The sequence below is a fragment of the uncultured Veillonella sp. genome, assembly GCF_915069625.1.
In the GTDB taxonomy this organism is placed as follows: domain Bacteria; phylum Bacillota; class Negativicutes; order Veillonellales; family Veillonellaceae; genus Veillonella.
On sequence record NZ_CAJZFD010000091.1, the window covers coordinates 1 to 7,961 of the forward strand.

Annotated in this window: 7 protein-coding genes and 3 tRNA genes; 2 read left to right on the forward strand and 8 right to left on the reverse strand. The window is 38.0% G+C overall.

Annotation, left to right across the window (positions count from 1 at the left end; genetic code table 11):
• The 3 genes from QZ548_RS05965 to QZ548_RS05975 form a co-directional block, all read right to left on the reverse strand.
• The coding region (locus QZ548_RS05965; RefSeq protein WP_295869056.1) for an NRAMP family divalent metal transporter at window positions 1-823 on the reverse strand (823 nt) is incomplete at its 3' end.
• 129 nt (window positions 824-952) lie between these two features.
• Window positions 953-1,723 carry a LamB/YcsF family protein gene (locus tag QZ548_RS05970; protein WP_295869058.1) on the reverse strand — a complete coding sequence of 257 codons (771 nt, stop codon included), beginning with the start codon at window positions 1,721-1,723 and terminating at the stop codon, window positions 953-955.
• Between the two features lie 271 nt (window positions 1,724-1,994).
• Window positions 1,995-4,199, reverse strand: coding sequence for an ATP-dependent Clp protease ATP-binding subunit (locus QZ548_RS05975; RefSeq protein ID WP_295869060.1), 2,205 nt, complete (start codon window positions 4,197-4,199; stop codon window positions 1,995-1,997).
• Window positions 4,200-4,558: 359 nt separating this feature from the next.
• Here QZ548_RS05975 and QZ548_RS05980 point away from each other — a divergent pair, with 359 nt between their 5' ends.
• Together QZ548_RS05980 and QZ548_RS05985 are read left to right on the forward strand one after the other, a co-directional pair.
• Window positions 4,559-4,720 carry a hypothetical protein gene (locus QZ548_RS05980; protein ID WP_295869062.1) on the forward strand — a complete coding sequence of 54 codons (162 nt, stop codon included), beginning with the start codon at window positions 4,559-4,561 and terminating at the stop codon, window positions 4,718-4,720.
• Window positions 4,717-5,121 (forward strand): type II toxin-antitoxin system death-on-curing family toxin, encoded by a 405-nt coding sequence (locus QZ548_RS05985; protein WP_295869064.1) that lies wholly within the window; start codon window positions 4,717-4,719, stop codon window positions 5,119-5,121. The genes QZ548_RS05980 and QZ548_RS05985 overlap by 4 nt, the downstream gene beginning before the upstream one ends.
• Window positions 5,122-5,201: 80 nt before the next feature.
• Here the strand turns inward: QZ548_RS05985 and QZ548_RS05990 are convergent.
• The 5 genes from QZ548_RS05990 to speD all read right to left on the reverse strand — a co-directional run.
• Window positions 5,202-5,278 (reverse strand) — tRNA-Arg (locus tag QZ548_RS05990).
• Window positions 5,279-5,375: 97 nt separating this feature from the next.
• A tRNA-Gly gene (locus tag QZ548_RS05995) sits at window positions 5,376-5,449 on the reverse strand.
• Between the two features lie 11 nt (window positions 5,450-5,460).
• Window positions 5,461-5,537 (reverse strand) — tRNA-Pro (locus tag QZ548_RS06000).
• Window positions 5,538-5,821: 284 nt separating this feature from the next.
• Window positions 5,822-7,027: an NADP-dependent malic enzyme gene (locus QZ548_RS06005; protein ID WP_295869066.1), complete on the reverse strand. Its 1,206-nt coding sequence runs from the start codon at window positions 7,025-7,027 to the stop codon at window positions 5,822-5,824.
• Between the two features lie 203 nt (window positions 7,028-7,230).
• Window positions 7,231-7,961 (reverse strand): adenosylmethionine decarboxylase (gene speD / locus QZ548_RS06010; protein WP_295869068.1); only part of this gene is annotated, 731 nt, incomplete at its 5' end.

Consider the following 7,961-nt stretch of genomic DNA (forward strand, 5'->3'; position numbering starts at 1 on the left):
ATAATTTATGACCGATTTCACCAGCACCAAGTAAGAACGCAGAACCTGCTGGATCTTTAGGATCTAGTACATATCCCATGGACACAACGCCAAGAACCGCTAAGAATAGCAATATACGAACTACCGCATCTACAGTCATACCCATAAATGCTGCTCGGCGTACATCTGTCAAATGTTCTTGACCGGTAATACCCGCATCAATAAGACGATGACCGCCAGAGAATGTAATATAACCGCCTACAGTACCACCGATAAGGGTAATCGTAGCAAGCCATGGATAATGCGTTGGTGCCACTGCATGAGTAACCGCTTCAGCCACTGGTGGATTTGTAGAAAACGCTACATAAGCAATCAATACAAGCATTACCGTACCAAGAATTTTAGCGGTATTATCTAGTACACCACCCATTTTTGGAGATGCGAATAATAGAATACCAAGGATACCACTAATAGCCGCTGCTGTCGTTGTATCAATACCAAACACTATGTTTAGACCCATGGACGCGCCCCCAATATTACCAATATTAAAAGCAAGACCACCAAGGGAAATCAAGAACGCTACAAAGTAACCAAGACCTGGCAGTACTTTATTCGCAATATCTTGACCACGCATTTTAGATATGCCAATGATTGTCCACACATTAAGCTGTGCAATAATTGAAAAAATAACAGACACAATGATGGCAAACGCAAAATCTGCTTTCAAATCATTCGTAAATGCCGCCGTTTGTAACATGAAGCCCGGCCCAATAGAGGACGTGGCCATCAAGAAAGCTGCCCCCAAGAGGACAGATAAACTTGCTTTACCTGAAATTGGTTTCATAAAAACCTCCACACAATAACTTATTTATTAACGATCTATTATGTATTTACTACATATTTACTATTTATTACGTATTCACTATTTATTACGTATTTGCTATGTATTGCTTATTTTATAATCGCCGTTTTACTATTTACGGTTTTGAAAATTAGCCACTGTAACGCCAGCTTTTGTAAGGCCTTCACGAATATAATTTGTGAAAGCTATCGCTTCCGGATTATCACCGTGCACGCATACTGAATCAGCTACTATATCGATAATATTGCCTGTATTTGTGACAACCTTACCTTTTGTAACCATCATAAGTACTCGTTCAAGAGCCTCTTGAGGGTCTTTAATGAAAGCCCCAGGTTCTGTACGAGGCACCAATGTACCTTCATCAGTATAACCGCGGTCAGCAAAGACCTCCTGAATTACAGGAATACCTCGACGCTCTGCTTCTTTAGCAATATAGCTACCGCTTAACACCATAGCTGCAATATTAGGGTTTACCGCTTGTAAGCCATCTAATACAGCATCTGCCAATGCAGGAGTGACACATGCAGTGTTATAAAAAGCACCATGTAATTTCATATGTTGTAATGTAACGCCATAGCTATCACAGAAGGCTTGCAATGCACCAACTTGATATATCATATATGCTTTAGCCTCTGCAGGATTGACTGCCATTGCTCGACGACCAAAGCCCATTAAATCAGGATATCCAGGATGAGCCCCTACGGCTACGCCCTTCTCCTTGCACATACGAACTGTAGCATCCATAATGAGAGGATCCCCAGCATGCCATCCGCAAGCAACATTAGCACTTGTGACGTGATTTAACACTTCACTATCCATGCCTAATGTGTAGTTGCCAAAACTTTCACCTAAATCGCTATTTAGATCTACATAATGTGACATCAATAATCTCCTCCCTTTCTTCATCTCTTTTTTAAATTCTATAGAATATTGAATTTATAGATATGATTATACTAAATAAATCGATATATTAGCAATGATTTTTATCATATATACAAAATTTCTTTATTAATACACATATTAAAATGCATATTAGGACACAAAAAAGCATCCCACATAATGTGGGATGCTTTCAGTATCAATAGGTCTATCATTAGTTTGTGTATGGAGAGAGTTGTAAGGGATTCATTAATTAGTGTCGATAGCCTATCGATTATTTATTATCCTTGGATGCAGCATCATCATCTTGTTTGCTGTCGTCTGCAGCTTTATCATCTGCAGATTTATCATCAGATGTATTAGCAGCATCTTTGTCACTAATTACAATATGACCATCTACAACATCAGCAAGCAAGTGTTTTGCATCGATGTGATCCAAGTAGAAGTCAGTTACATTATCGCGGATTTCAGATTCGATAACACGACGTAATGGACGAGCGCCCATAGTTTTATCGTAACCTTGTTCCATCAACAATTCTTTAGCTGCTTCAGTTACATCAAGAGTAATTTCTTTTTTAGCTAAAGTTTTATTAACTTGATCAAGCATCAAATCTACGATTTGTTTCAAATCTTCTTTTTTCAATTGGTTGAATTCGATAACAGCATTGAAACGGTTCAAGAATTCTGGACGGAAGAATGGAGCAATACGATCCATTACATCTACTTTGTTTTCATCGTCCTTATCTTGACCATAGCCAAAGCCTGCATTAGATGTAGCAATGATAACAGTATTTTTGAAGTTTACGGTGTTACCTTGACCATCTGTTAAGCGACCATCATCTAACACTTGAAGAAGTAATGTAATAACTTGAGGGTCTGCTTTTTCGATTTCGTCGAACAATACGATGGAGTAAGGGTTACGACGAACACGTTCAGTCAATGTGTTGGAGTTATCTTCGTAACCAACATAACCAGCTGTAGCACCAATCAATTTGGAAACTGCTGTGCGATCACTGTATTCGGACATATCCAAGCGGATGATAGCATCTTTGTTACCGAACATATCAAGTGCTAATTGTTTAGCCAATTCTGTTTTACCAACACCAGTAGGACCTACGAATAAGAAGCTACCGATTGGACGGTTACCTTCGTCAAAGCCTGCACGGTTACGACGGATTGCTTTAGATACAGCTTCTACTGCTTTATCTTGACCGATGACATGAGCTTGTAGACGAGATTTCATGTCTTTCAAGCGTTCAATATCAGATGCACCCATTTGAGATACAGGGATACCAGTCATTCTTTCAACCGCTTCTGCTACATCGTTAACTTGAGCCACAACCTTTTGGTTTTCAGTGTGATTATCGATTTCTTCTTGTAATTTTTGAATACGCATTTTTTCATTAATAGCGGATTCGTAATCTTCTTTTTGAGCAAACTCTTCTTGTTTTGCCTTAGCTTCTGCAATATCTGCTTCTAATGTTTTGATATCAGTTACAGGATGTTGGGAAGCCAAGTGAGCTGCTGTTACATCGATCAAGTCGATAGCTTTATCTGGTAAGCTACGTTGAGGAATGTATTGTACGGAATAATCTACAGCTGCTTTCAACACGGCATCTGGCAATTCGATATTATGATGCGCTTCATACAATGGACGAATGCCTTGTAAAATTTTGAAAGTATCTTCTGGAGATGGTGCATTTACCTTAACTTCATTGAAACGACGAGCAAGAGCTGCGTTTTTCATGATTGTGTTACGGTATTCATCTTGTGTTGTAGCACCGATAACAGTCATTTCACCACGGGACAAAGCAGGTTTCAAGATATCTGCTAAACCTTTAGAACCTTGACCATCACCTGTGGAACCAGCGCCCAAGATTTGGTGAATTTCGTCGAAGAACAAGATAATGTTACCAGCAGCCTTAACCTCTTTGATAAGGTTTTGGATATTTTCTTCGAAGGAACCACGATATTGAGTACCAGCTTCCAAACCGGAAATATCGATGGAAATAATTTCTTTATTTTTAATAGCTGCAGGAACATCGCCATTGACGATAGCTTGTGCCAAGCCTTCTACTACAGCTGTTTTACCAACACCAGCATCACCTACGAGTACAGGATTGTTTTTAGTACGACGTGCTAAGATTTCTGCTGTTTCTTGGATTTCTTTATTACGACCAATAACAGGATCGAGTTTACCATCACGAGCTTGTTGCGTTAAGTTTGTACCTAACTTAGCAAGGATACCATCTTGTTTCATTTTACCTTGTTGTGCAGCTTGAGCAGCTTGTATTTCTTCATTAGAAGGTAAACGACCAGTTTGACGATAGAAAGCAAACTCTTCGGGAGTTACTTCACGACCATTAATTTTATAACGACGGTTTTCTGTGGAATAACCACCCATGTTACCCATCAATTGATTGAACAAATCATTCATGCTACCGAAATCGCTACCAAAGTTATTGAAGTTGTTGTTCATATAAATTACCTCACTTTTTTACTACAAGTATATCTGTTTGACTTTTTAAGTCTGTTTAATTTCTTGCTTTATTTCTAGGTTTCTTCAACCTTATGACATTATAATAATCTGATTAAGTCAAAAAGTCAATAGGTCAAAGTAAAAATTTTTGACTTTTTTTGACTTTTATTTTAACTAATTTGATTTATGTGGCAAGAATACAGATAAATACTGGGTTTATAGTGAGTAATCAATTTTGAACTTTTGAATTATTTCTTATAAATAAGATTGTTTATATTGATTTATTCCCTATATAATAGATATAAAAGTCAAATATATAAGAAATACAAAAGTCAAAATACAGTAAAGGAGTTTAATCTATGATGCCAAAAGATCAGAAAATTGCCGACCACCAAATAAGCCATGAATCCTCTATCATTACCAGTGATAGTAACAAAGATTTAAAAAAGAGGATACAAGACATCTCACAACAAGTATTAAAACGTAATTATGAACTATATAAGGCATTAGAGAATAAATGAGTACATCTAACATTCAATTCACCGTACAGGATATCTATGAACTCCATATTCAATTAGAGAAAACCTTTATCCTCTCCTCCGGCATACGAGACAAAAATCTTTTAGCGTCAGCTGTAAATACCCCATTTCAAACCTTTATGGGAAACGACTTATATCCAACTATCTATGATAAAGCAGCACAGTTATGCTATGGTATCGCCAATAATCATCCTTTTACAGATGGCAATAAGCGAACCGCACTACACAGTATGTATGTGTATCTTATTATTAATGGATTTGATATTACTGCTTCACAACAAGAAGTTGAAAACCTAATTATCAATGTAGCCGCAGGAAATATGACAAATATAGAACTCGCACAGTGGATAAGAGATAATACTATAGAGCTAGATAAACTTTAAATTTACAGAATAACTACAGATTTATAATTCATAATAGCAAAAAAGCGGATAGCTCATTACGAGCTATCCGCTTATTTCTTTGGTGATCCAGGAGGGATTCGAACCCCCGACCCACGGCTTAGAAGGCCGTTGCTCTATCCAACTGAGCTACTGAACCATGTGGATTACCTATATATGTAATTATCTATTATAGTATAAATTATGTACTATATATCGTCAATATTACGTTTTACCCTAAAAAAGGCAAAAAAAAATGGAGCGGGTGAAGGGAATCGAACCCTCGCGACCAGCTTGGAAGGCTGGGGCTCTACCATTGAGCTACACCCGCAAATAAAAAAATGGTCGGAGCAGCAGGATTCGAACCTGCGACCCCCTGGTCCCAAGCCAGGTGCGCTACCAAACTGCGCTATGCCCCGTCATTAATTACTTGCTAATTATAGCAAACCTGGTAGTTGATGTCAACCACTACTCTTGCTGAGTTTTTTACTCTTTTGAGTATCGCTCTGCAACGAAAATTATTATATCATCGATACAAAATAGTGACAAGTACTTTTTTACAACTTCATTAATTTTTTAAATTTTATTAGTTTATATGAAAAAACATGCACCTCTTTCGAGATGCATGTCATTATAGTTTATATTATCTTACCGAGTTCTTAAATAGCTATTAAGCCATTAAAGTAAGACTATTACCTATTTATTAACCTTCGTAGCTTCCGTCTTCAACTACTTGAGGTTTTTTAGCGATGCCTTGTTTTACAGCAACATCAGCAACTGCTTTTGCAACAGCTGGAGCTACACGAGGATCGAATACGGATGGCATGATGTTTTCTTCGTTCAATTCGCTATCTGGAATCAAGTGAGCCAATGCGTCAGCTGCAGCCAATTTCATTTCATCAGTGATTTTAGTTGCACGAACATCGATAGCACCGCGGAAGACGCCAGGGAATACTGCTACGTTGTTGATTTGGTTAGGAGCATCGGAACGACCAGTACCAGCGATACGAACGCCAGCTGCTTTCATGTCAGCATATGTTGCTTCTGGGTTAGGGTTAGCCATTGCGAATACGATAGCATCGTCAGCCAAGTTTTCCAAAATTTCTTTTGTGAATACACCTGCTGCAGATACGCCAAGAAGAATGTCAGCGCCTTTAGCGTTTTCAGCCAAGTTGCCATGTTTTTCTTCAAGTTTAAGCAAGTCGATCAATTCGGATTGCAAGGAATCAAGACGTTTGTAGTCTTTGTGCAATACGCCAGAGGATACTAACAATGTAATATCACGAGCGCCTGCAAGGTATAACAAACGAGCGATGTTTGCACCAGCAGCACCAGCACCGTTTACAACGATTTTAGCTGTTGCTAAGTCTTTTTTAACTAGGCGAAGAGCACCTTTTACACCAGCTAAACAAGCGATAGCTGTACCGTGTTGGTCATCATGGAATACAGGGATTTCCAATTCTTCTTTCAAACGATTTTCGATTTCATAGCATTTAGGAGAAGAAATGTCTTCCAAGTTGATGCCAGCAAAGTTCTTTTGCAACAATTTTACAGTATTGATCAATGTATCAGCATCTTTAGTATCTACTACCAATGGAATGCAGTCTACATCGCCAAATTTTTTGAACAATAAGGATTTACCTTCCATTACAGGCAATGCGGCAGCAGCGCCGATATCGCCAAGGCCGAGTACACGAGTACCGTCGGATACAACGGCAACCATGTTGGAACGGCAAGTTAATTCAAAGGATTCTGCTTCATTGTCTTTAATACGCAAGCATGGTTCTGCTACACCTGGTGTGTAAGCAACGGATAAATCATGAGCGTCTTTTAATTCATATTTAGTTCCTACTGTGAGGAAGCCTTTTAATTCACGTTTTTTTTGTACTGCTAATTCACGTACGTCCATAATAATTCTCCTTTGTGGATGACAACGGACACAATAGTTTCTTGGTATTAATTATTAATACCCCTTACAAGTTCATTATACAGAATCAGAAACAATAATACAAGATTTTTCGATATAGTTTTTCGAAAATTTTAGAATTAACCATGAATTCATATTCTTAGCATTAATTACATGTCCACAAATAACTAAGCATTTTAAACAATCTAGGCTTTCACAGATGGCAAGTTACGTCCGTAGAAGATTTCTGTCATTTCTTGTCGCAATTGGTGTTTAATTTGCTTAATTTCTCGTTCGCTCAATTCCGCTTCGGTAATGCCGAATAAGTAATTATCCAAATCGAAATCCTTGAGCATCATCTTAGTGTGGAAGATATTTTCTTGGTACACATTCACATCGATCATATTGTACAAATTGCGCGTTTTTGCATTAATGTAGTTTTGAATAGAGTTGATACGATGGTCGATGTAGATTTTCTTGCCCGACACGTCGCGCGTAAAGCCACGCACATGATAGTCCAATGTCAAAATATCCGAATCAAAGCTATTGATCAAGTAATTGAGGGCCTTTAGCGGAGAGATTTGACCACATGTGGACACTTCGATATCAGCGCGGAATGTACTAATCCCCTTATGCGGATGGCTTTCAGGGTACGTATGAACTGTAAGATGGGATTTATCCAAATGCATAACCACATCTTCTTTTTCAATTTCTTCTTCAGAAATCAAAATCGTAACCGATGCCCCTTGTGGGTCGTAATCTTGTTTCGCAATATTTAAAATGTTAGCACCGATAATATGACTCACTTCGGTCAAAATATTCGTCAAACGCTCCGCGTTGTATACTTCATCAATGTATTGAATATACTGCTTTTTTTCTTCCTCTGTACGAGTATAACAAATATCATAAATATTAAAACTCAATGTCTTTGTGAGAT